Annotated in this window: 15 protein-coding genes; 6 read left to right on the top strand and 9 right to left on the bottom strand. The window is 70.8% G+C overall.

Annotated features, from left to right (window positions below; all coding sequences use genetic code 11):
• Positions 1-18: 18 nt before the first annotated feature.
• Positions 19-2,148 (bottom strand): glycogen debranching protein GlgX, encoded by a 2,130-nt coding sequence (gene glgX, locus AC07EJ_RS01990; protein WP_393585039.1) that lies wholly within the window; start codon positions 2,146-2,148, stop codon positions 19-21.
• Positions 2,149-2,320: 172 nt separating this feature from the next.
• Positions 2,321-2,896 (bottom strand): pep a2, encoded by a 576-nt coding sequence (locus AC07EJ_RS01985; protein WP_478883536.1) that lies wholly within the window; start codon positions 2,894-2,896, stop codon positions 2,321-2,323.
• Between the two features lie 304 nt (positions 2,897-3,200).
• Here AC07EJ_RS01985 and AC07EJ_RS01980 point away from each other — a divergent pair, with 304 nt between their 5' ends.
• The 5 genes from AC07EJ_RS01980 (at position 3,201) to glgB (ending at position 11,197) form a co-directional block, all read left to right on the top strand.
• Positions 3,201-3,473 carry a DUF5133 domain-containing protein gene (locus AC07EJ_RS01980; protein ID WP_389490194.1) on the top strand — a complete coding sequence of 91 codons (273 nt, stop codon included), beginning with the start codon at positions 3,201-3,203 and terminating at the stop codon, positions 3,471-3,473.
• 249 nt (positions 3,474-3,722) lie between these two features.
• On the top strand, positions 3,723-5,732 hold the full coding sequence (locus AC07EJ_RS01975; protein WP_478883535.1) for an alpha-1,4-glucan--maltose-1-phosphate maltosyltransferase: 2,010 nt from the start codon (positions 3,723-3,725) through the stop codon (positions 5,730-5,732).
• Positions 5,729-7,441: a maltose alpha-D-glucosyltransferase gene (gene treS, locus AC07EJ_RS01970; protein WP_393585037.1), complete on the top strand. Its 1,713-nt coding sequence runs from the start codon at positions 5,729-5,731 to the stop codon at positions 7,439-7,441. Before AC07EJ_RS01975 ends, treS begins: the two co-directional genes overlap by 4 nt.
• A gap of 55 nt (positions 7,442-7,496) precedes the next feature.
• Complete coding sequence (locus AC07EJ_RS01965; protein ID WP_389490178.1) at positions 7,497-8,867, top strand: maltokinase N-terminal cap-like domain-containing protein; 1,371 nt, start codon at positions 7,497-7,499, stop codon at positions 8,865-8,867.
• Positions 8,868-8,971: 104 nt separating this feature from the next.
• The gene (gene glgB / locus AC07EJ_RS01960; RefSeq protein WP_478883663.1) at positions 8,972-11,197 is read left to right on the top strand and encodes a 1,4-alpha-glucan branching enzyme; all 2,226 of its coding nucleotides are present in this window, start codon (positions 8,972-8,974) and stop codon (positions 11,195-11,197) included.
• 16 nt (positions 11,198-11,213) lie between these two features.
• On the opposite strand, the gene AC07EJ_RS01955 is transcribed toward glgB, so the two are convergent.
• The 7 genes from AC07EJ_RS01955 to AC07EJ_RS01925 all read right to left on the bottom strand — a co-directional run bounded on the left by AC07EJ_RS01955 (position 11,214) and on the right by AC07EJ_RS01925 (position 20,490).
• Positions 11,214-13,523 carry an arylsulfatase gene (locus AC07EJ_RS01955; RefSeq protein ID WP_389490176.1) on the bottom strand — a complete coding sequence of 770 codons (2,310 nt, stop codon included), beginning with the start codon at positions 13,521-13,523 and terminating at the stop codon, positions 11,214-11,216.
• A 46-nt stretch (positions 13,524-13,569) separates the two neighbouring features.
• Positions 13,570-15,405 (bottom strand): ABC transporter ATP-binding protein, encoded by a 1,836-nt coding sequence (locus tag AC07EJ_RS01950; RefSeq protein WP_478883534.1) that lies wholly within the window; start codon positions 15,403-15,405, stop codon positions 13,570-13,572.
• Positions 15,402-16,256: an ABC transporter permease gene (locus AC07EJ_RS01945; RefSeq protein ID WP_478883533.1), complete on the bottom strand. Its 855-nt coding sequence runs from the start codon at positions 16,254-16,256 to the stop codon at positions 15,402-15,404. Before AC07EJ_RS01945 ends, AC07EJ_RS01950 begins: the two co-directional genes overlap by 4 nt.
• Positions 16,257-16,261: 5 nt before the next feature.
• Positions 16,262-17,206, bottom strand: coding sequence for an ABC transporter permease (locus tag AC07EJ_RS01940; protein ID WP_478883532.1), 945 nt, complete (start codon positions 17,204-17,206; stop codon positions 16,262-16,264).
• Between the two features lies 1 nt (position 17,207).
• Complete coding sequence (locus tag AC07EJ_RS01935; protein ID WP_478883531.1) at positions 17,208-18,800, bottom strand: ABC transporter substrate-binding protein; 1,593 nt, start codon at positions 18,798-18,800, stop codon at positions 17,208-17,210.
• Positions 18,801-19,112: 312 nt separating this feature from the next.
• Positions 19,113-19,184: a putative leader peptide gene (locus tag AC07EJ_RS01930; protein WP_389490190.1), complete on the bottom strand. Its 72-nt coding sequence runs from the start codon at positions 19,182-19,184 to the stop codon at positions 19,113-19,115.
• Between the two features lie 76 nt (positions 19,185-19,260).
• Positions 19,261-20,490, bottom strand: coding sequence for an ROK family protein (locus AC07EJ_RS01925; RefSeq protein WP_478883530.1), 1,230 nt, complete (start codon positions 20,488-20,490; stop codon positions 19,261-19,263).
• Positions 20,491-21,078: 588 nt separating this feature from the next.
• Here AC07EJ_RS01925 and AC07EJ_RS01920 point away from each other — a divergent pair.
• Positions 21,079-22,044, top strand: coding sequence for a TauD/TfdA dioxygenase family protein (locus AC07EJ_RS01920; protein ID WP_389490164.1), 966 nt, complete (start codon positions 21,079-21,081; stop codon positions 22,042-22,044).
• Positions 22,045-22,639 lie beyond the last annotated feature (595 nt).

The following is a 22,639-nucleotide window of genomic DNA, read 5'->3' as shown; positions in this document are numbered from 1 at the left end:
GCCCACCGGACGGCGCGTTCAGTCCTCCGCGCCGGGTGCTGTCCTGGCCTCCCGGGACAGCAGGATCAGGCTGCGGGCCTCGACCAGCACATCGGTGCCCGGCTTGTGTTCCATCTCGTCCGCGACACCTTGCGGGTCGGTGGTGTCGATCCGGGTGGTCCACCGCTCGCCGTAGGTGGCGTCCGGGAGGCGGAAGCGGACCGGCTTCCAGTAACTGTTGAGGAGCAGCAGGAAGGAGTCGTCGACCACCGGCCGGCCGTACGGAGTGGGCTCGGCGATGGCGTCGCCGTTGAGGAACACGGCGACCGAGTGGGCGTCGCCGCGCTGCCAGTCGTCGTCCGTCATCTCGCGCGCGTCCGGGCGCAGCCACACGAGGTCGGGCAGCGGCTGGCCCTGGTGTGTGGCGGTGTCGCCGCGGAAGAAGCGGCGGCGGCGCAGTACCGGGTGGGCGGCGCGCAGGGCGATGGTGCGCCGGGTGAACTCCATCAGCTCGCGCTGTTCGCCGCTCAGGCGCCAGTCGATCCAGGAGATCTCGTTGTCCTGGCAGTAGGCGTTGTTGTTGCCCTGCTGGGTGCGGCCCAGCTCGTCGCCGTGGGCGAGCATGGGGATGCCCTGGGAGAGCAGCAGGGTGGCGAGGAAGTTGCGCTGCTGGCGGCCGCGCAGTTCGAGCACGCCTTCGTCGTCGGTCGGGCCCTCGGCGCCGCAGTTCCAGGACCGGTTGGCGCTCTCGCCGTCCTGGCTGTTCTCGCCGTTGGCCTCGTTGTGCTTGTCGTTGTACGAGACCAGGTCGCGCAGCGTGAAACCGTCGTGGGCGGTGACGAAGTTGACGCTGGCGCGCGGGCGGCGGCTGTCGTGCTGGTAGAGGTCGGAGGAGCCGGTGAGCCGGGAGGCGAACTCGGCGAGGGTGTTCTCACCGGAGCGCCAGAAGTCCCGTACGGAATCCCGGTACTTGCCGTTCCATTCGGACCACCTGGGCGGGAAGTTGCCGACCTGGTAGCCGCCCTCGCCGACGTCCCACGGCTCGGCGATGAGCTTGACGCGGCCGATCACCGGGTCCTGCTGGATCAGGTCGAAGAACGCGGAGAGCCGGTCCACCTCGTGGAACTGCCGGGCCAGCGTCGCCGCCAGGTCGAACCGGAAACCGTCGACGTGCATCTCGGTGACCCAGTACCGCAGGGAGTCCATGATGAGCTGGAGCACGTTGGGGTGCCGCATCAGCAGGCTGTTCCCGGTGCCGGTGGTGTCGTAGTAGTGCGCCGGGTCGCCGTCGACGAGCCGGTAGTAGGAGGCGTTGTCGATGCCGCGGAAGGAGAGCGTGGGGCCGTTCTCGTTGCCTTCGGCGGTGTGGTTGTAGACGACGTCGAGGATCACTTCGAGGCCGGCCGCGTGCAGCGCCTTCACCATCGACTTGAACTCGGTGACCTGCCGGCCGCGGGTGCCCTGCGCGGCGTACGCGTTGTGCGGCGCGAAGAAGCCGATCGTGCTGTAGCCCCAGTAGTTCGACAGACCCTGGTCACGCAGGAAGCCGTCCTGCGCGAACTGGTGCACCGGCATCAGCTCGACCGCTGTCACGCCGAGCGAGGTCAGGTGCTCGATGACCGCCGGATGCGCGAGGCCCGCGTAGGTGCCGCGCAGCTTCTCGGGGACCTTCGGGTGGGTGCGGGTCAGGCCGCGGACGTGGGCCTCGTAGATGACGGAGTCGGCGTACGGGTGCAGGGGCGGGCGGTCGTTGCCCCAGTCGAAGGCGCCGTCGGTCACCACGGCCACAAGGGTGTGTTCCGCGCTGTCGGCCGGGGACGGCCCGGCGGCCGTCCGCTCGAACAGTGAGGGGTCGTTGTCCATCTGCCCGTCGACGGCGGTGGCGTACGGGTCGAGGAGCAGCTTCGCGGGGTTGCAGCGGTGGCCCGCCGCAGGGTCCCACGGGCCGTGCACGCGGTAGCCGTAGCGCTGGCCGGGGCCGACGGCGGGCAGATAGCAGTGCCATACGAAGCCGTCGACCTCGGTCATGGTGATCGTGTCGTGGCTGCCGTCGTCGTGGAGGAGGACGAGGTCGACGCGTTCGGCGACCTCCGTGAACAGGGCGAAGTTCGTTCCGTCGCCGTCGAATGCCGCGCCGAGTGGATAGGGGCGTCCGGTCCAGGTGAGCATTCGGCCACCGTACGGATGATCTTGGTGTCGGCGTCGTCACCGCGCCGCCCGCACCTCGTCTGCCGCGCGCCCGGCCCTGGTGTGCCGGCGTCCCCGCACGCCGCCGGGCCACGACTGCCGGAGCAGACCGCGGCCCGGTGCGATGCGCTCCTGACGGAGCGCGGTGCTGATGTCACATCGCCGGCGCCGGGCACACCACCCTGCGTGGGACGGACAGTTCGGGCCCGCGCGCACGGGCTGTCGGGGCGGCGGACACGAGCGGATCCGTGACCACCGAGCTCGCGAACGCGGGGACCTGCACCTCGCGCGGCATCTCGAGCTCTTCGCCGATGCTCGGCGCGGGTCCGACCGGGAGCAGCGGGGCGCGTTCGCCGAGGCGGGCACGGCGCGAGAACCAGATGATCTTTCCCGTGGCCATGGCGCAGCCGCCCCAGCCATCGCTCAGCGCGGCGATCTCCGCGAGGCACCCTTGCGGGGCGTAGTGCGGGCCCGGCAGGTCGCGCTCGTGGTCCGACACCGCGGTGATCAGGTGCTGTCCGTTCCACCACATCTCGACCGTGGTGTTCTTGTCCCTCGCGTGCTCGTCGATCGTGTGAAGCAACACCTCGACGCCGCGGCACACGGGCTCGACGAGAAGGTCCAGCTTCCAGTACCGGAGGTGGGCGGCCAGAATGCGCCTGACCTGCCCGACACGCTCCGAACTGACCTCGACGTCGAGGTGGTAGTAGCAGGGCACTGCTGTATTCATCGTCTTCGGCTCCTCACCGGCGAAGCTCCCGCTCGTCGTTCGCCCCCTACGGGCCGTACCCCGAACACGTAGCGTGAGCACTGATCGCTCCTGAGTCAGCCTCAGGATGGGAGCGCTACTCCATTCGTGCAACCCGAGGAGTCGGCCGCGGCGTCGTTGAAGCTCCAACAGGACGGGAAGTACCGCCAAATGCACCATGGAACGGGGTACCGATCGGCGTAGCGGTTCGGTGCCTCTCCGTGCACGGCCCCCGCGCACCGACCCGGTGCACCGTGCGCATGAAGAGTGGGAAGTGAACAGCCACATGTTGCTGCCTACCAAAACCCAAGTCGCCAGTCGTCTGGCGCAGTACCGCGCATGGGAACGTCTGCGGCTCGCGGCGCCCGCCGACCGCCAGGTGCGGGAGCACTTCGAGGACGCGGCCTACACCCTGTGCGTGCTGATGGGGAAGCGCTGCGGCCGCGAGGCCGCCGACGCGGCCGAGAGCTATCTCCGCCCCACCGTGGAGCATCCGCCCATGGCCGCCCCGCCGCTCGCGGCACCCGCGGTCGCCGTCGCCGCCCTCAGCGGGCGGTGACGTCGACCTCCGGCAGAAGTGGGACGCCGGCCGACACGCCTGAACCGGGACATTTCCCGACAGGCCGAGCCCGGTCGGCTCCCGTACCGTGTCGCCGGAGGGACGCAGGCCGTCGATGACACCCTGCTGTGCCCGGCTGCGCGCCGGGCCAACTGGTGTGCGAATGACAGCGCGTCCCGTGGCGCATGTGAACCCGGCGGGCCCCTGACCTGGAGCTGGCCTGCCTCGAGCACGGCGGAGGTGCAACTGATGAACCCAGGCACGGTGACGGGCCGCGTCCCGATCGTGGACGTACTCCCGGCCGTCGACTGCGGCAGGCGTCCGGCGAAGGCGGTCCCGGGCGAGACGTTCGAGGTCTCCGCCACGCTCTTCGGCGAGGGCCACGCCGCAGTCGCCGCCAATGTCGTGCTCCGAGACCCCGACGGACGGCCCGGCCCGTGGACCCCGATGCGCGAACTCGCCCCCGGCAGCGACCGCTGGGGTGCCGAGGTCACCCCTACGGCCGTGGGCAACTGGACGTACTCGGTGGAGGCATGGGTCGATCCCGTGTCCTCGTGGCGCCGGTCCGCGGGCATCAAGGTCCCGGCGGGGATCGACACGGAGCTGATCCTGGAGGAGGGCGCAGCGCTGCACGAGCGGGCCGCCGCCCGCGTTCCGGAAGGTCCGGGCCGGGACGCGGTCCTCGCGGCCGCGGACGCGCTCCGCGACGAGGACCGGTCGCCCGCCACCCGCCACGCGGCGGCCCTCGCGCCGGACGTGAGCGCCGCACTGGCGGCGCACCCGCTGCGCGAACACGTCTCCCGCTCGGCGCCCTTGCCGCTGCTCGTGGAGCGCGAACGGGCGCTGTACGGGGCCTGGTACGAGATGTTCCCGCGCTCCGAGGGCGCCGTGGTCCGCGACGGGGAGCGCCCGGTGAGCGGCACCTTCCGCACCGCGGCGGAGCGCCTTCCCGCCATCGCCGCCATGGGTTTCGACGTGGTCTACCTGCCGCCGATCCACCCCATCGGCACCACCTTCCGCAAGGGGCCGAACAACAGTCTGTCGGCCGACCGGTGGGATGTTGGGGTGCCGTGGGCGGTCGGCTCGCCGGAGGGCGGTCATGACGCGATCCACCCGGACCTCGGCACCCTGGAGGACTTCGACGCGTTCGTGCGCCGGGCCGAGGACCTCGATCTGGAGATCGCGCTCGACTTCGCGCTGCAGTGCTCGCCGGACCACCCGTGGGTGGAGAAGCACCCGGAGTGGTTCCAGCACCGCCCCGACGGCACGATCGCGTACGCGGAGAACCCGCCGAAGAAGTATCAGGACATCTACCCGATCGCCTTCGACCAGGACATGCCGGGGCTGATCGAGGAGACGGCCCGGATCCTGCGCTTCTGGATGCGTCACGGGGTCCGCGTCTTCCGTGTCGACAACCCGCACACGAAGCCGGTCGTGTTCTGGGAGCGGGTGATCTCCGACATCAACCGCAGCGACCCGGACGTCGTGTTCCTGGCCGAGGCCTTCACCCGGCCCGCCATCATGCAGGCGCTCGCCAAGGCCGGTTTCCAGCAGTCGTACACGTACTTCACGTGGCGCGACACGAAGCAGGAGCTCACCGAGTACCTCACGGAGCTCTCCCGGGACACGGCCGCCTACATGCGTCCCAACCTGTTCGTGAACACGCCCGACATCCTGCCCGGCTACCTCCGCAGGGGCGGCCGCCGCGCCTTCGAGGTCCGCGCCGTGCTCGCGGCCACGCTCTCCCCGACCTGGGGGATGTACGCCGGGTACGAGCTCTGCGAGAACACCCCGGTCCGCGAGGGCAGCGAGGAGTACCTCCACTCGGAGAAGTACGAACTGCGCCCGCGCGACTGGGAGTCGGCCGAGCGCGGGGGGCGCTCCATCGCCCCGCTCATCACCACCCTGAACCGCGTCAGGCGCAGCCACAGCGCCCTGCGCCGGCTCAGGAACCTCCACTTCCACGACACCGACAACGACTCGCTGATCGCGTACAGCAAGCGCTCGGGCCCCGACACGGTCGTGGTGGTCGTCAACCTCGACCCCCACCACACCCAAGAGGCCACGGTTTCTCTGGACATGCCTCAGCTCGGACTCGACGCGCACGCGAGCGTTCCGGTCCGCGACGAGCTGACCGGCGAGACATACCAATGGGGCAGGACGAACTTCGTGCGCCTGGAACCGGGCCGCGCGCCCGCGCACATCCTCACCGTCCTGCGACCGTCCTCACCGCCCACCGGAGGGTCACCCACCACATGATCGTCAACAAGCCCGTCCAGGACACCTTCGAGGACACCCCCACCAAGGACAGGGATCCCGACTGGTTCAAACGTGCCGTCTTCTACGAGGTCCTCGTCCGCTCCTTCCAGGACAGCAACGGCGACGGGGTCGGCGACCTCAAGGGGATCACGTCCAGGCTGGACTACCTCCAGTGGCTCGGCGTCGACTGCCTTTGGCTGCCACCGTTCTTCAAGTCCCCACTGCGGGACGGCGGTTACGACGTGTCCGACTACACGGCGGTCCTGCCCGAGTTCGGTAACCTCGCGGACTTCGTGGAGTTCGTCGACGCCGCGCACCAGCGCGGGATGCGCCTGATCATCGACTTCGTCATGAACCACACCAGCGACCAGCATCCGTGGTTCCAGGAGTCCCGCAAGGACCCCACCGGCCCGTACGGCGACTACTACGTCTGGGCCGACGACGACAAGCAGTACGAGGACGCTCGAATCATCTTTGTCGACACCGAGGCGTCCAACTGGACCTTCGATCCGGTGCGCCAGCAGTACTACTGGCACCGCTTCTTCTCCCACCAGCCGGATCTCAACTACGAGAACCCGCGCGTCCAGGAGGAGATTCTCGCCGCTCTGCGCTTCTGGCTGGACCTCGGCATCGACGGCTTCCGGCTCGACGCCGTGCCCTACCTCTACGCCGAGGAGGGGACCAACTGCGAGAACCTCCCCGCGTCCCACGCCTTCCTCAAGCGCGTACGGGCCGAGGTCGACGCGCACTACCCGGACACGGTGCTGCTCGCCGAGGCCAATCAGTGGCCTGAAGACGTGGTCGACTACTTCGGCGACTACGCCTCCGGCGGCGACGAGTGCCACATGGCGTTCCACTTCCCGGTCATGCCGCGCATCTTCATGGCGGTACGCCGCGAGTCGCGCTACCCGGTCTCGGAAATCCTCGCCAAAACCCCTGCCATTCCGTCGAGTTGCCAGTGGGGCATCTTCCTGCGCAACCACGACGAGCTCACGCTCGAAATGGTCACCGACGAAGAACGCGACTACATGTACGCGGAGTACGCCAAGGACCCGCGCATGCGGGCCAACATCGGCATCCGCCGCCGCCTCGCACCCCTCCTCGACAACGACCGCAACCAGATCGAACTCTTCACCGCCCTGCTGCTCTCCCTGCCGGGCTCACCGATCCTCTACTACGGCGACGAGATCGGCATGGGCGACAACATCTGGCTCGGCGACCGCGACGCCGTCCGCACACCGATGCAGTGGACCCCCGACCGCAACGCCGGCTTCTCCTCCAGCGACCCCGGCCGCCTCTCCCTGCCCACGATCATGGACCCGGTCTACGGCTACCAGGTCACGAACGTCGAGGCCTCGATGTCGTCCCCGTCGTCGCTCCTGCACTGGACGCGCCGGATGATCGAGATCCGCAAGCAGAACGAGGCGTTCGGCCTCGGCTCGTACACGGAACTCCCGTCGTCCAACCCGGCCGTGATCGCGTTCCTGCGCGAATACAAGGACGACCTCGTGCTGTGCGTGCACAACTTCTCGCGCTTCGCGCAGCCCACCGAACTCGACCTCCAGGCCTTCGACGGCCGCCACCCGGTCGAGCTCATCGGTGGGGTCCGCTTCCCCGCCATCGGCCGGCTCCCGTACCTGCTGACCCTCGCGGGCCACGGCTTCTACTGGTTCCGGCTCCGCAAGGAAGCCGTCAGCACCGCGTGGTGACCGGCGGCCCCACGCCCCTGGGTCCGTCTGTCCGCCCTCGAAAGGAGTCGTCGCCATGCCCAAGGCCGCACTGCAGAGTCCGACCGGCGTCAGCCCCTCTCTGCTGCTGAACTCACTCGCCGGTCTGCTGCACGAATGGCTGCCGCGGCAGCGCTGGTTCGCGGGGAAGGGCCGGCCCGTCACCGGGCTGACCCTGGCCTCGATGACCGAGCTGCACCCGGGCTGCCTGCACCTGCTGGTGCGCGCGGAACATGCCGCGCAGGCGATCCGCTCGGGCTCCGGCACACCCCCCGCCGACAATCTCTACCAACTCCTGCTCGGTGTACGGGAGATGCTGCCGCCCTCGCTCGCGCCGGCCTTCATCGGCCGCGCGACCGAGGGTCCGCTGACCGGCCTCATGGTGTACGACGCCCTCCAGGAGCCCCGGTCGGCCGGACTGCTCCTGGAGCGGCTGCGCCACCCGGGCGCGGCCGGGCCGCTGCGCTTCGAACGCGACCCGCAAGTGACCGTCCCGGCCGGACTCACGCCTCGCGTCCTCGACGCCGAGCAGTCCAACACGTCCCTCGTGTACGGGGATTCGTTCATCCTGAAGGTCTTCCGGCGTGTCCAGGCCGGCGTCAACCCGGATCTGGAAGTGCCGCGGGCGCTCGCCCGCCAGGGCTGCACCCGCGTGCCGGGACCCGTGGCGTGGTTCCGCACCTCGCAGCCCCAGCAGGCGACACTCGGCGTCCTGCAGCCGTTCCTGCCCGACGCGGACGACGGCTGGACCCTCGCGCTCCGCTCGCTCGCCTCCGGCAGGGACTTCACCGACGAGGCGTACGAGCTGGGGCGGGCGACCGCCGAGATCCATCTTGCGCTGACCGCGGCCTTCCCGGTCGACGCGCCCGTACCCGACCGCAATCGGCACCTCGCCGCCGCGATGGCCGAACGCCTCGGCTCCACGGCCCGTTCCGTGCCCGCGCTGCTCCCGCACGCGTCGGGTCTGCGGGCCGCGTTCGACGCGTTCGCGCTCGTCGACTCGGAGCGGCCCGCGCAACGGATCCACGGCGACCTCCATCTGGGGCAGGTGCTGTGGTCGGGGCAGCAGTGGTTCGTCATCGACTTCGAGGGCGAGCCCGCCCGCCCGCTCGCCGAACGGCGCCACGCGCAGTCCCCCGTACGCGATGTCGCGGGCATGCTCCGCTCCTTCGACTACGCGGCCCGCACCCGTCTGCCCTGGCGGCCCGAGTGGTCGCTGCGCTGCCGGGACGCCTACTGCGCCGGCTACGCGGCCGAGTCGAAGTCGGACCCGCGTGAAGAACCCGACCTGCTCCGCGCCTACGAGACGGACCGGGCGCTTTACGAAGTGCTGTACGAGGCGCGGCACCGGCCCGACTGGCTGCCGGTGCCGATGGCGGCGATCAGCCGCCTCGCCGAACCACGTTGAACCAGGCGGCGGCAACCCCGCTGTCCGCCTGCAGAACTCCACACCCCACCCGAGGAGACAGAACCGTGGCAGCTCGCAAGACCTCCGTCCCCGCCGCTGTCGGCCTGTCCGACGAACCCGGCCCCCGTCGCCGCACCGTCCTGCCCGCCCCCGCGCTGGACGGCGCGGACCGCGGACGCCTCCTGTGGGGTGAGCATCACGACCCGCACTCCCTGCTCGGCGCGCACCCGGTGGACGGCGGCGTCGCGTTCCGGGTGCTGCGGCCTTATGCCCAGGCCGTCGCCGTGTCGGTCAAGGGCAGGCGCGTGGAGCTCCGCGACGAGGGTGACGGCCTCTTCGCCGGGGTGCTGCCGCTCGACGCGATTCCCGCGTACACACTGCTCGTGACGTACGACGGCGACGAGCGGAAGGTCCATGACCCCTATCGCTTCCTGCCCGCGCTCGGGGAGTTCGACCTGCATCTGATCGGCGAGGGGCGGCACGAGGAGCTGTGGACCGCTCTCGGCGCCCAGCCGATGACCCACGAAGGGGTCGCGGGTACCCGGTTCACGGTGTGGGCGCCCAACGCCCGGGGCGTGCGCGTCTGCGGGGACTTCTGCGCCTGGGACGGGACCGCGTTCCCGATGCGGTCGCTCGGTTCGTCGGGTGTGTGGGAGCTGTTCCTGCCGGGCGTCGGCGAGGGAGCGCTGTACAAGTTCGACATCACGCGCCCCGACGGTTCCCACACCGTCCGTGCGGACCCGCTGGCCCAGCGCACCGAGGTACCGCCCGCGACAGCGTCCGTGGTGACGGCGTCCTCCCACAAGTGGGGGGACGCCGCGTGGATGAAGCAGCGCGGGCAGCACCCGGTGCACGCGGCGCCCTTCTCGGTGTACGAGGTCCATCTGCCCTCCTGGCGCCCGGGCCTGACCTACCGCGAGCTCGCCGACCAGCTCGCCGCCTACGTGAGTGACCTGGGCTTCACGCACGTCGAGTTCATGCCCGTGTCGGAGCATCCCTTCGGCGGGTCGTGGGGCTACCAGGTCACGGGTCTCTACGCGCCGACGTCGCGCATGGGCTCCCCCGACGACTTCCGCCACCTGGTCGACACCCTGCACCAGGCGGGTATCGGCGTGATCATGGACTGGGTACCGGCCCACTTCCCGAAGGACGACTGGGCGCTGGCGGGCTTCGACGGCACCGCCCTGTACGAGCCGCAGGACCCGCGCCGCGCCGAGCACCCGGACTGGGGCACCCTCGAGTTCGACTACGGCCGCAAGGAGGTCCGCAACTTCCTGGTCGCCAACGCCGTGTACTGGTGCGAGGAGTTCCACATCGACGGCCTGCGGGTCGACGCGGTGGCCTCCATGCTCTACCTCGACTACTCGCGTGAGGAGGGCCAGTGGTCGCCCAACGAGCACGGCGGCCGGGAGAACCTCGACGCCGTGGCCTTCCTCCAGGAGATGAACGCGACGGTGTACCGCCGCTGCCCGGGTGTCGTGACGATCGCCGAGGAGTCGACGGCGTGGGACGGCGTCACGCGGCAGACCCACCACACCGGCCCCGGCGGCTTCGGGGGCCTCGGCTTCGGCCTGAAGTGGAACATGGGCTGGAGCCATGACTCCCTCGCGTACATCGTGCACGAGCCCGTGCACCGCAAGTACCACCACAACGAGCTGACGTTCTCGATGGTGTACGCCTACAGCGAGAACTACCTGCTTCCCCTCTCGCACGACGAGGTGGTCCACGGCAAGCGCGCCCTCGTGTCGAAGATGCCCGGCGACTGGTGGCAGCGGCGCGCCGACCACCGCGCGTACCTGGGCTTCATGTGGGCCCACCCCGGCAAGCAACTCCTGTTCATGGGGCAGGAGTTCGCACAGGGAGCCGAGTGGTCGGAGGCGCACGGGCCTGACTGGTGGCTCCTCGACCCGGCCTACGACGCCGAGCCGGACCACCGCGGGGTCCTCGACCTGGTGCGCGACCTCAACCACGAGTACGCGGCCGCGCCTGCCCTGTGGGAGCAGGACACCACGCCCGCGGGATTCTCGTGGATCACCGCGGACGCGGCCGACGACAACGTCCTCGCGTTCCTGCGGTTCGCGGCGGACGGCACACCCCTGCTGGCCGTGTGCAACTTCTCCCCGGCGGTCCGCGAGAACTACCGGCTCGGCGTGCCGGACTCGGTCCCGGGCTGGTCCGAGGCCCTCAACACGGACGCGGCACAGTACGGCGGCGGCGACGTCGTCAACTCCGGTGTCCTCAAGCCGGACCCGGAACCGAGCCACGGCCGACCCGTCTCACTCCGCCTGACACTGCCGCCGCTCGCGACGGTTTGGCTGCGGCCGGCCTGAGGACGCAGGGAAGAGGTCACTCGAAGGCCGCCGCCGCCTCGCGCAGGGCGGCGGCCACGGCCGCCGGGGAGTCCGGCGCGGCCGCTCCGGGACGGTAGGTCACGGACCTGAGCCGCCCCTGGTGGCGGAAGCTGCCGTGGCGCTCGTACACCGGCCATGACACCGGCGACTTGCGGTCGACACCGACGCTGATGCCCTGGAACGGCGCCATGCCGATGAGCTGGTGCACGCTGTCCGGCGCGGCGCGCTCCACACCGTCGACGGCGATGGAGAACCGCCAGCGCAGCCCCTTCTCGGCGGTCGCGGCGACGGTGATCTCATGGGGCGCCGCCGGCAGCGGCCCCGCGTCGGTCTCGTGCAGCACGCCGTACTCGTTGTACGCGAAGCGCAGCCGGCCGTCCTCCGCGTACAGGACGTAGCCGCCGCCCTGGTCGCCGTGCGAGACGAGGACGCCCTCGCCCGGCGAGTCCACGGCGACCGCTATGCCGAAGGAGCGGAACGAGATGAGCCGCGAGGAGCGGTAGCGCTCGAGCTCCGGGGTACCGGGCAGCAGGGTGAGAGGGCGCGCCAGGCGCTCCTCGGCGGGGTTGCGGCGGGCCAGGGCGCCGCTTCCGTCGGGCAGCGGGAAGACCCCGTTGCGCCACGCCGCACTCTCCCAGGCGGCCGACAACTCCTTTACCACGCCCGGGTGTTGGGCGGCGAGGTCGTGGATCTCGGTGGGGTCGGCGCGGATGTCGTAGAGCGCCCACTCGGCGTCGTCGTAGGGGGCGCCGGGGCGGTGCAGGGTGACGAGTTTGTGGCCGTCGCGGTAGTAGCTGCGGTTGCCGGTCATCTCGCAGTACTGCTCGGGGTGGGTGGAGGCGTGGGTGGGGTCGGCGAGGACGGGGGTGAAGCTGACGCCGTCCGGGTCCTGGAGCGGGGTCCCACCGCGCCTGTCGGGCCGCGGGATCCCCGCGAGTTCGAGGAGGGTGGGGGCGATGTCGGTGACGTACTGGTACTGCGGGCGCACGCCCTGGGTGAGGCGGCCGTCCCTGATTCCGTCGGGCCAGGACAGCACGAAGGGCACGCGGACGCCGCCCGCGTAGGTGTGTCCCTTGTAGAGGCGGAACGGTGTGTTGGAGGCCATGCCCCAGCCGCGCGGGTAGTGGACGAGGCTGCGGGGGCCGCCGATGAGTTCGGGGTCGCGGTCGACGTCCGGGGTCCAGTCGGAGGGGAGCTCGGGGTGGTGGACGAAGCGGCTGAAGTAGGAGCGGGTTCCTTCGAGGCCTCCCTCGCCGGTGCCGCCGTTGTCCGAGGTGAACACGATGATGGTGTTGTCGAGTTCGCCGAGCGCTTCGAGGGTGTCGGTGAGGCGGCCCAGGTTCTGGTCGATGTTGTCGACCATCGCCGCGTAGACCTCCATGTACCGCGCGTACAGCCGCCGTTGGTACTCGGTGAGCGAGTCCCAGGCGGGCACGTCCAGTCCGGCCTCGCTGTTGCGCTCGGGGAGTTCGGTGCCGGGCGGGAAGAGACCTGCGGCGACCTGGGCGGCGAACCGCCCCTCGCGCAGCGCGTCCCACCCGTCGTCGTAGCGACCGCGGTGGCGGGCGATGTCCTCCTCCTTGGCCTGGAGCGGGCCGTGGACCGCGTTGTGCGCGAGGTAGAGGAAGAACGGCTTGTCCGGGTCGTGGGCGCGCAGTGACTTCACCATGGAGATGGCCTGGTCGGTGATGTCGTCGGTGTAGTAGTAGCCGTCGGGCAGCTCGTCGATGTCGAGGGGGCTGTTGTCGCGGACCAACTGGTGGGGGTGGAAGAGGCTGGTGAGCCCTTCGAGGACGCCGTAGTACTGGTCGAATCCCTTCTGGAGCGGCCAGTTGCCGCGGTGGTCGGCGGCGTTGGACGCCGAGTCGCGGACGAGGTGCCATTTCCCGACGGCGTACGTCGCGTAGCCGGAGTCGTGGAGCAGCTCGGCGAGGGTGGGGATGTCGTCGGCGATCTCCATGCCGTAACCGGGGAAGCCCGGGTCGGAGTTGGCGACCATGGCGTAGCCCACGCGGTGCGGGTTGAGACCGGTGAGCAGGGCGGCCCTGGCGGGCGAACAGAGCGGCATCGTGTGGTAGTTGGTGAGCCGTACGCCCTGTCCGGCCAGCGTGTCCAGGACCGGGGTGCCGATCTCTGAGCCGAAGGGGCCGATGTCGCTGTAGCCCATGTCGTCGACGAGTACGACGACGATGTTCGGGGCCCGGTCCGGCGCGGTGCGGCGCGGTGGCCAGGCCGGCTCCGAGTCGGCGAAGGTACGCCCGACACGTCCGGGGAAGCCGTCGTAGGGGTCGCGGCGGGTGGTCATGGTGTCTCCGTGGGCTGGGGCGGGCGGGTCGTCGTCGGGGTGGCGGTCATACGGGCGCACCCACGGGTACGGGGTCGGGGGCGGCCGCGAGCAGGGAGCGGGTGTAGGGGTCGCGGGGGCGTTCGCAGACGTCGTCCGCGCTCCCGCTCTCGACGATCCGGCCCTTGTGCATCACGGCGATCCGGTGGCTGACCTGGCGGACCACCGCCAGGTCGTGGGCGATGAAGATCAGAGCGAGGCCGAGGTCGCGCCGGAGGTCGGAGAGCAGGTTGACGATCTGCGCCTGCACCGACACGTCGAGGGCGGAGACGGGCTCGTCACAGATGAGGACGGACGGTTCGGGCGCCAACGCCCTTGCGATGCCGATGCGTTGACGCTGGCCTCCGGAGAAGGAACGCGGGTGACGGCCGGCCACCGACGGGTCGAGCCCGACCTGTCGCAGCAGGTCCGCGACGCGGCCCCGGCGCTCGTCGCGGTCGCCAAGACCGAACGCGACGAGCGGTTCGGCGATGATCTCCCCCACCGTCATGCGGGGGTTGAGGGAGGCGTACGGGTCCTGGAAGACCATCTGCACCTCGCGGCGCACCGCGTGCAGGGCCTTGCGCGTGGGGTGGGTGATGTCGTCGCCGCGCAGCCGCAGCGTCCCGCCGTCGGCCGGGTGGGCGTGGGCCAGGACGCGGGCGAGCGTGGACTTGCCCGAGCCCGACTCGCCGACGACGCCGAGAGTCTCCCCCGCGGCGAGCGTGAGCGAGACCCCGTCGAGTGCGGTGAAATCGCGTTTGCGGGCACGGGGGCCGCCGCGTCCCCGGTAGACCTTGCGGATGTTCTCTGCTGCGAGGACGACCGCCCCGGGGGCGGGCCGTTCGATGCGCTCGGGCCGAGCCGGCTCCGGCAGGGACTGCGGGCTCTCGGCGGCGGGCCAGCACGCGACACGTCGCTCGTCCACGGCCTCGGTCAGGGGTGGTGCGCTGACGCGGCAGCGGTCCTCGGCCAGGGCGCACCGGTCGGCGAAGGCGCAGCCGCCGCCCAGGAGCGCCAGGTCGGGCGGGCTGCCGGGGATGCCGGTCAGCCGGGCACCGGACGGGGCCGAGAGTCGCGGCACCGCGGCGAGAAGGCCGGCGGTGTACGGGTGCCGCGGCCGGGTGAGTACCGCGGCGGTCGGTCCGTCCTCGACGACGGTGCCGCCGTACATCACCAGTACGCGTTCGCAGGCGCGGGCGACCACGCCCATGTTGTGCGTGATGAGGAGGAGGGCTGTTCCTGTCTCCTTGTTGAGTGTGGCGAGCAGGGTCAGGATCTGGTCCTGGACGGTGGCGTCGAGGGCGGTGGTCGGCTCGTCGGCGATGAGGACGTCGGGCTCGTTGGCCAGGGCCATCGCGATGAGGATGCGCTGGCGCTGGCCGCCGGAGAACTGGTGCGGATGGTCGTCTAGACGCCGGCGTGACTCGGGGATGCCGACCAGGTCGAGGAGTTCGGCGGCGCGGGCACGGCGCCCGGTCCGGTCTCCGGCACCGTGGGCGCGCAGCACCTCGTCCAGATGCTGCCCCGCCGTGAGGACCGGGTTCAGGGCCGTCATCGGGTCCTGGAAGATCATGCCGATCCGTGCGCCGCGGACGGCGCGCAGTTCCTCGGGTCCCGCGGAGGCGAGGTCACGGCCGTCGAGGAGTACGGTCCCGCCGGTGACGCGCCCGGTACCGGGCAGCATCCGGGTGAGGGCGAGCGCGGTGGTGGACTTGCCGGATCCGGATTCGCCGACGACGGCGAGGGTCTCGCCGCGGCGCAGGGTGAAGGACACGTCGTGGACCGCGGGCAGCGCAGTCCCGTCCGGGCCGGTGAACTCGACGCCCAGGTCTCTTACTTCGAGCAGAACGGTCATCGTCATCGTCGTATCTCCCGGTTGAGGGCCTCGGCGGTCAGGGAGAGGCCGAGGACGAGAGCGGTCACGGTGATCAGGGGGCCGGCCGCGAACTGGGGGGCCTGCGCGAGATAGGGCACCGACTGGCTGAGGACGCTGCCGAGGGTGGGCTGCGGAGGCCGCACTCCCACGCCGAGGAAGCTCATGGCGCCTTCGACGAAGACGGCGACCGTGAGGGACACGGCGATCTGCACTACGATCGGGTCGGCCGCGTTCGGCAGGATGTGGCGGACGAGGACGCGGGAGCGTGAGGTCCCGCCGACCCGCGCCGCGACCACGTATTCACGTTCCCTCTGTACGAGGATCCCGCCCCGCAGCAGCCGTCCGAACACGGGAATCTCGGCGAGCGCGATCACCAGGACGACGGGCAGCCGTCCCGGGCCGAGGATGGCGGTGACCGCGAGGGCGAGGATCAGCCCGGGGAAGGCGAGGATCAGGTCGAAGGAACGCTGCACGACGGTGTCCACGACCGGGTGTGCGGCGGCGAGCAGAGCGAGAGCGCAGCCGATGAGGGCGCCGAGCGGTACGGCGACGGCGATGATGCCCAGGTCGGCACGGATGCCGTAGAGGACCCGGCTGAGCAGGTCGCGGCCGAGATCGTCGGTGCCGAGCGGGTGGCCGGGGCTGCTGAGAGGCCGGAGTCCGTCACCGCTCTGGTCGGTGGGGCCCTGGCCTGCCAGCAGCGGTGCGAGCAGTCCGGCGAGGACGACCAAGGCCACGAGCGCGATGCCGGCGCGGCCCCGGACGGTGCCGAGTGCGGCCAGGTAGGGGTTGCGGGCGCGCGGCGGGCGGCGCGCGGCGAGTTCGGTGGTGGTCATGGCGGTTACTCCCACCTGATCCGGGGGTCGAGCCACGCGTACACGGCGTCGGTGAGCAGCTGGACGAGGACGAAGACGGTGACGAGGAGCAGCAGCAGGTCCTGGACGACGGGATAGTCGCGGCGGGTGAGCCCCTGCTCCGCGAGCTGCCCGAGCCCCGGCCAGGCGAAGATCGCTTCGACGAGTACGGCGCCGCCGAGGAGGTGACCGATCTGCATGCCGAGCACGGTGACCACGGGCGGCAGCGCGTTGGGCAGGGCGTGCCGCCACAGCAGGCGGCGCGGCCCGATGCCCGCGGCGGTGGCGGTGCGTACGTAGTCCTCGGCGAGGGTGCGCTCGATGCCGTCCTTGAGGTAGCGGCCCAGTACGGCGGCGCCCGGCAGGGCGAGGCACAGCGAGGGCAGGAGGAGGTACTGGGCGCCGAGGTCGGGAGCGGTCAGGACCGACACGCGGCCGCCCGGCGGGAGGACGCCGAGAAGCACGGCGAAGACGAGCACGAGCAGGACGCCGGTGACGAACGGCGGTACGGCCAGGGCCCCGGTGGTGGCGACGCGCACCGCGGCCTTGACCCAGCGGCTGCGCGAGGTGGCACCGAGGATCCCGAAGCCCGCGCCGAGCACGATCACGAACAGCAGGGCGCCCACGGTGAGTTCGGCGGTGGCGCCGAGTCCGTCACGGATGAGGTCGGCGGTGTCACCGCCGATCGCGTACGACGGTCCGAGGTCGCCGCGCACGAGGTCGGCGATCCAGCTGCCGTACTGGGTGAACAGCGGTTCGTTCAGACCGAGTTGGCGACGGATGGCGGCGACGGTCTCGGCGCTCGCGTCCGGCCCCGCGAGGGAGCTTGCCGGGTCACCAGGGACCAGACGAAGGATCGCGAAGATGAGGAAGGAGGCGAGCGCGAGGACGAGGAGGGCGGACGGCAGCCGCCTGAGGAAATAGCTGCGCATGTCAGACCAGGTACGCGTCGTCGAGGTTGAGGTACGAGAACTTGTTGAGCGTGACGCCGTGCAGCTTCCTGCTCGCCACCTGCACCCGGCCACGGATGGCCAGGTCGATGATGAAGGCCTCGTCGAGCAGCGTGCGGGAGATCTTCCGGTACTGCGCGTTGGCCGCGGCGCCGGACGTGTCCCTGGTGGTCCACGCCTCGCGCACCACCTTGGTGTAGGCGGCGGAGCGGTACTTGGAGGTGTTCTTGGCCTCGTTGAACGGATAGGCGCTCACAGCGAGGGTGGACGGCTGTACCTGGGCGAAGCCGTGGCTCATGGTCCAAAGGGCCGGCATGTCCTGGGAGATGAGCTTCTTCTGGGCGGTGGCGGGGTCGGTGGGCTGGAGTTCGACCTCGATGCCCACCTGCTTCAGGTCGTACTGGACCGATTCCGCGATGGCGGTCTCGCCCGGCAGGCTGAGGTGCAGCAGGGGCAGTCGGAGCTTCTTGAGACCGGCGGACCTCAGCAGCTCCCGGGCCTTGGCCGGGTTGTGCGTGTAGTGGGTACGGCCCGCCTCGGTGTAGGCGGGCGACGACTTGGGCCAGGGTGCGGCAGAGGCCAGACCGTAGCCGCCGAGCGCCTGCTCGACGATGCGTTCACGGTCGACGGCCCAGGCGACGGCCTGGCGGACCGTCTTGTCGTCGAGCGGCGCGACAGTGGTGTTGACGCCCACGTAGGTGGCGCCGTCGCCGGTGTCGTAATTCGTGATCGTGAGGTCCGGATTGCCCTTGACGGCGGCGAGGCTCTTCCCCGGGACCTGATAGGACAGCTGGGACTGGCCCGATCGCAGCGAGGAGACCAGCGTGTCCGCCTGGGCCGCCACGCGCAGTTCGACGCCGTCGAGGTAGGGGCGGCCCGGTTGCCAGTACGCGTCGTGGCGTACGAGTGCGAGGCCCGAGCCGGGGCTCCACTTCTTCAGCCGGAACGGTCCCGTGCCGTTGAGCTTCTTGCCCTTGACCGCGTCCTCGACGGAGTGCCGGTCCGTAATGATCATGAATTCGAAGAGGTCGAACAGGTTGGCCACGGGGTGCGCCAGCTTGAGCACCACCTCGTGGTCGCCACGCTTCTCGAAAGCGCTCACGGCCAACGCGGTCGCCCTCAACTGTGCTGCCCGCACCGGATTCTGAAGGTTCTTCACCGCGAAGACCACGTCGTCGGCGGTGAACTTCCGCCCGTCGTGGTACGTCACGTCGTCGCGAAGTTTCAGGGTGATGCTGCGCCCGTCCGCGGCGTAGTCCCAGGAGGTGGCGAGTTCGGGCTGCGGCTTCAGGTCGTCGTCGTAGCGGGTGAGCGTGTTGTAGAGGAGCCGGTGCTGGTACGACTGCGAGCTCTGGGCGAACAGCAGGCTGGGGGTGAAGTCGCTGTTGATGGCGACGGTAAGGGTGCCTCCGCGTCTGGGCTTCGAACTGGCCTCCTTGGCCGACGAGTTGGCATCGGAGACCGCAGAGCGGCAACCGGTCAGGCCGAGCCCGAGCAACAGGGCGCCGGCGCCGGCGGCCCGCAGGGTGCCGCGGCGGGAGACGTCTGGGGGCGTGAACGGGTACCGCTCGGTCATCGAGGCCTGCCTGTTGAGGAGAGGGACAGTGGAAGGGGAGGGACGGCGAGGGGACGCAGTGGCGTCGAGGGGCGCGGCCCGGCCGGGCGCACCGCTCCGACCAGGCACGTCGAAGCGCCAGGCACGACAGCGCGCCTGATTCTTTTCGCTGCGGCAGGAATTAATGGGAGGCGCAGCGCTTCAGAGGCCGCGTGTGCCGGGGAAGCCGTGACGTGCAGGGAGAGCGCGCGGGGCCGGCCGTGCTCGGGCACGGTCGAGAGGCGCGGAGGGGAGAGCGGAAGTCAGCCCAGGTGTAAGGGGGTTGGTCCCGCGTCAGAGATGGACGGCACAGACCGCGCTGGCCTGTCGACAGAGGTCGACGTGCCTGCGGGAGACGAGGCGCATGTCCGGATTCACGGGAGCAATATGACAGTGGCGCGCCGGAGCGGTCAACCGGCGATGTCCGTATCCCGGACATGGGTCAGTCACACGCGGCCACGGACGGGCCACTTTCCAATGCCTGAAGAGGGCCTCTGAACAGGGGATTCAGGAGAACCGTCCCGGCCGCGACCGGCAGGACACCCGGTCCGGCATGTGGACTGACGATGCGTTCGGGGTCGTCGCACACGTGGGAGAGGTCGACCGCGGCTCCCCGGATCTCCTCCAGGTAGTCCGGGTCGAGGAGGCTCGACTGCTCGGTCACCACAACGAGATCGGGATTGAGAACGTCGAGGAGCAGAGCCGTCGCGCGCCCCACCGCCCTGGCCCGCTCGCGCAGGAGTCGGTCGGCCCGTCGGTCACCGGTCGCGGCGGCGTCCACCACCAGGGACGTGTCGGGTTCCGGGACGATGCCGCGCCGCACGGCCGCCCGGCCCAGGACCGTGTTCGACGCGGTCGCCTCCAGGCATCCGGTGCGCCCGCACGGGCAGGGTGCCGTGGAGTCCGGCACCGGCAGATGCGCCACATCACCGGCGCCCGAACCGGGCCCTTGGTGCACCACCCCGGCGATGCCGAGTGCCGCGTCGACGACGTTGCCCACGAACAGGTGCACGAGGCTGCGCCGTGCGGCGGGCCTGCCGAAGAGGATCTCGGACTGCGCGATGGCGCGGGCGTGGTTGTCGAGCCGCACGTCGAGACCGCCGAGCCCCCGGGCGAGTTCGGCGGCCAGGGGCCTGCGCTGCCAGCCGAGCGCGTCGTGCCGTACGACCGTCCCCTCCCCCGGGTCGACCCAGCCGCCCACGGCCGCGCCCACCCCCAGCAGCGGCCGGCCCCGCACGGCACGGTCCAGGAACTCCCGCATCCCGCGTGCGACGTGACCTGGCAGGTCCTTCGGATCGATTCCGTCGTGCGCGAACACGTGCCGGGCCAGGACCCGGCCGCGCAGGTCCACGACGCCGAAGGTGGACATGGGAACGCCCAGGTGCACCCCGCCCGCCACGGGCCCTCCGGCCTCGCCCGTGTGCAGGTCGACGGGGATCTGCGGCCGGCCCACCGTGCCACCCACCGCCAGTTCCGGCAGTTCGCGGACCAGGCCGAGCCTGGCCAGATCTGTGCACTGTCGCGACACGGCGGCGGGGCTCAGGCCGCAGAGCCGGGCGATGCCGCTGCGGGCCACGGGGCCGTGGTCGAGCACGGTGCGCAGAACGGTCGCGGCGTTGGCCTCACGCCGGCCGTCGCCCGCCATGCGCGGGCCGGGGGTGGCGAGCATCATCGTGTCCCTCTCGGTGCGGGTTCCACCGGCGGTGATGGCGGCTGTATTGCGGTGGCGTGAAATTGCGAGGCGCGTGCGGTGGCGTCCCGTGTGCCCCGCGAGGACGGGTCGGACCAACTGCCGATCCAGGTGAAACGTCCCTGGTCACAAGCGGTTTCACGACAGCCGAGGCATGCGGTGCGGGCCTGTGCGCAGGCGCCGATTCAACCATCAGGTGATGCCGCGGCGGGAGCCGGACCGCGCTTGACGGTGCGTCGCGGGCGCTGCGACGCTCCGGGACATGACCGCGACGACCGCTCCCACGTCGCGGCCCGTCGAAGCCCGGCGCGATGCGCCGGTGGCGTGTACGGGCCGCTGTCAGGCGACCTTCCGCATCTGAAGCGCAACGCAGGCGATCTGCTTTCGTCCGTCCGCGCAGAGTGAAAGGGCCACTCCGGCCGGGCGGCGGCTCCCACACCGCACCCGCCACAGCCGTCGGTCCCTCCCGACATGCAGGCGCCGTCCTGCCGCCTCAATTACTTCCGCTCAGAGCCCAATTGGCTCCTGGGCACCGACGCGTCCCGAGCGCCTCCCGAAAGGACTTCCCCCATGACCTCCGCACCCGCCACCCATACCCGCCCGGCTCCCGCATCCGCCGACCCGGGCATCACGGTCGAGAAGGTCGGCGGCCGACTCGGCGCCGTCATCTCCGGCGTACGCCTCGGCGGCGATCTCTCGCCCGCGACGGTCGCGGCCGTCCGTGCGGAGCTGCTGCGCCACAAGGTCGTCTTCTTCCGTGGCCAGGACCACCTGGACGAGGACAGCCACGAGGCGTTCGGCCGGCTCCTCGGCACGCCGGTCGCCCACCCCACCGTCCCGTCCCTGGACGGCCGTTACTCGTTCCCGATCGACTCGGACCACGGCGGCCGCGCCAACCAGTGGCACACGGACGTCACCTTCGTGCCTGCCTACCCGGCGTTCTCCATCCTGCGCGCGGTGACCGTGCCGCCCTACGGAGGCAACACCATCTGGGCCAACACGGCCTCCGCCTACGCGAATCTGCCGGAGCCGCTGCGGGCGCTGGCCGACGGTCTGCGCGCCGTGCACTCGAACGACTACGACTACGCCGCGCTGCGTCCCGACGCCGTTCCGGAGCAACTCGCCCGGTTCCGCGAGGTGTTCGCGTCGATCAAGTTCCTCACCGAGCACCCCGTGGTCCGCGTGCACCCGGAGACAGCTGAGCGCGTGCTGCTGCTCGGCAACTTCGTGCAGCGCATCGCCGGGCTGACCGGCCGGGACTCGCGCGCGCTCGTCGACCTGTTCCAGTCGCACATCGAGCGGCCCGAGAACACGGTGCGCTGGCAGTGGCAGGAGGGGGACGTCGCCATCTGGGACAACCGCGCCACGCAGCACTACGGCGTGGACGACTCCGACGACCATGAGCGCAAGCTGCGCCGCGTGACGATCGACGGCGACGTGCCGGTGGGCGTCGACGGACGTTCCTCGGTGCTGCTGTCCCCGGAGTCCGTACCGGACCCGGCCTTCGGCATCGCTTCGGGGAACTCGGCCGCGTAAGGCCTGAGGCCGATCAGGGAGCGGGTCCTGGTGCATGCGCGGCAGGCCCCCGCTCCCCGCTCGCCTTCAGACGCACATCAGTCGGCCGCAGGGGAGACTTCTGCCCGGTGACGGAGTCGGCGTGGGGCGTGCGTCCCCTCTCCACGCCGGCACTGGACGGTTCCAGGCGATGACCACGGGTCGGCCCCTTCGGACGCCGACGGCCCCGGGTGGTTCGCCCCGCCGGGCAGCGAAAGGGACGCACCGTGCCGTCGGCGACCTGTCGCACCCTGCTCCGCACACCGGGTGCTGCTGCCTTCTTCGTGACCGCCACCGTCGGACGCCTCGGCATCGCGATGACGAGCCTCGGCATCGTCTGGCTGGTGCACGACCGGACCGATTCCTACTCAACGGCCGGCCTGGTGACCGGCGGCTTCGCCGTCGCCGAGGCTCTCGCGGGACCCCAATATGCCCGCCTGTTCTACCGCTTCGGGCAGACCCGGGTCCTCCCGCCCGTGCTGCTCGCGCATGCCTCAGCTGTGACCGCGCTGCTGTGTCTGGTGGCAAGCGATGCCCCGGACCACCTGCTCACGACTGCGGGAGTCCTGGCCGGCGC

Source organism: Streptomyces sp. NPDC045026 (assembly GCF_056432625.1).
The sequence above is the reverse complement of the archived record's forward strand: the minus strand, read 5'-3'. Positions and strand labels throughout refer to the sequence as shown.